We start from the raw sequence: 981 nt of genomic DNA, 5'->3' as shown, positions 1-981 counted from the left end.
TTCGCCATCCAGGGGTAGGGAAGGAACGGTAAAAGATGGTGTTGCGCTGTTCGTGTTCGTCAACGTAATTGCGGGGCCATTCAATTGCTCCCACTGGTAGCCGGCAATAACACCGCTATCGGAATACGACTTTTCGGCAGACAGGGTTACAGAGGTGTCGTCAATGAGCTGGCGCATGGGGCGCTCAATAACCGCAACGGGATGCGGTAAATTTTCTGGCAGAGTGGAGTTGATGCGGATGCTGCCGTTCAGCGGGGCATCGTTATTGCCGCAGTACTGTACGAAGTCCAGTGCTATGACCGGATTCGCTGCCGCGAGATCCAGTTCATGAATGAAGAAGTCACCGTCAATGGTGTTGCAACCGCGGTGATTCATGGAAACGGAAAGGCCTGCTCGCAAGGCACCTTTAAAGGCATTTCGTTGTGCATTCAAATAGTGCTCTTCTTCCAGTACCTGGTTGTCCGGTGAAGAAAAAATCATGTCCAGGTCGGTGTTCGCGTCTTCGTAGCCCAGAGTCAGTCGGGATTGTGTGTAATCCAGGCTGATGGTTCCGGTACTGTCAGAGAGCGTTTGCGTAATCCCGCCTCCAATATAATCCCCTGGTTCGCTGTTGAGGTGAATGGTACCTCCGGCTGTGGCAACGGCAGGGGCCAGAATGCAAGGCAAAAGGCTCATTAACGTCAGTTTCATCGTTCCCCCTTGTGTGGTCTTGGTCCGGTTTGATACCGGTGTCACAAGGAGTATAGGAATCGCCGGGGCCGGGAATGTGCGATATATCGGACAGTGCTGTAGGCCATCACGTTAATGTCAGGGGGTGTGACCGTTGTGGCAGTTTAAATAGGTTAGAAATTCAGCGCTGTTGGTGTCACAAAATTTCCAGCACCACCTTGCCCACCGATTTACCTGACTGTAGCAGTGCCAGCGCCGCATGAGCATCATCGAAGGCAAAGCGATGGCCCACATGGGGTGGAGGCAGGGCAA

The 981-nt window shown here is 53.1% G+C and carries 2 protein-coding genes; both read right to left on the bottom strand.

Annotated features, from left to right (window positions below; all coding sequences use genetic code 11):
- Nucleotides 1–690, bottom strand: a 690-nt coding sequence (locus A3730_RS07565) for a hypothetical protein (RefSeq protein WP_197477357.1), incomplete at its 3' end; no start/stop codon positions are given.
- Between the two features lie 175 nt (nt 691–865).
- Nucleotides 866–961 (bottom strand): hypothetical protein, encoded by a 96-nt coding sequence (locus A3730_RS30305; RefSeq protein WP_231883891.1) that lies wholly within the window; start codon nt 959–961, stop codon nt 866–868.
- Nucleotides 962–981: the final 20 nt, after the last annotated feature.

Source organism: Alcanivorax sp. HI0044 (genome assembly GCF_001634945.1).
Note: the sequence above shows the minus strand (reverse complement) of the source record. Positions and strands in the feature narration are given on the sequence as shown.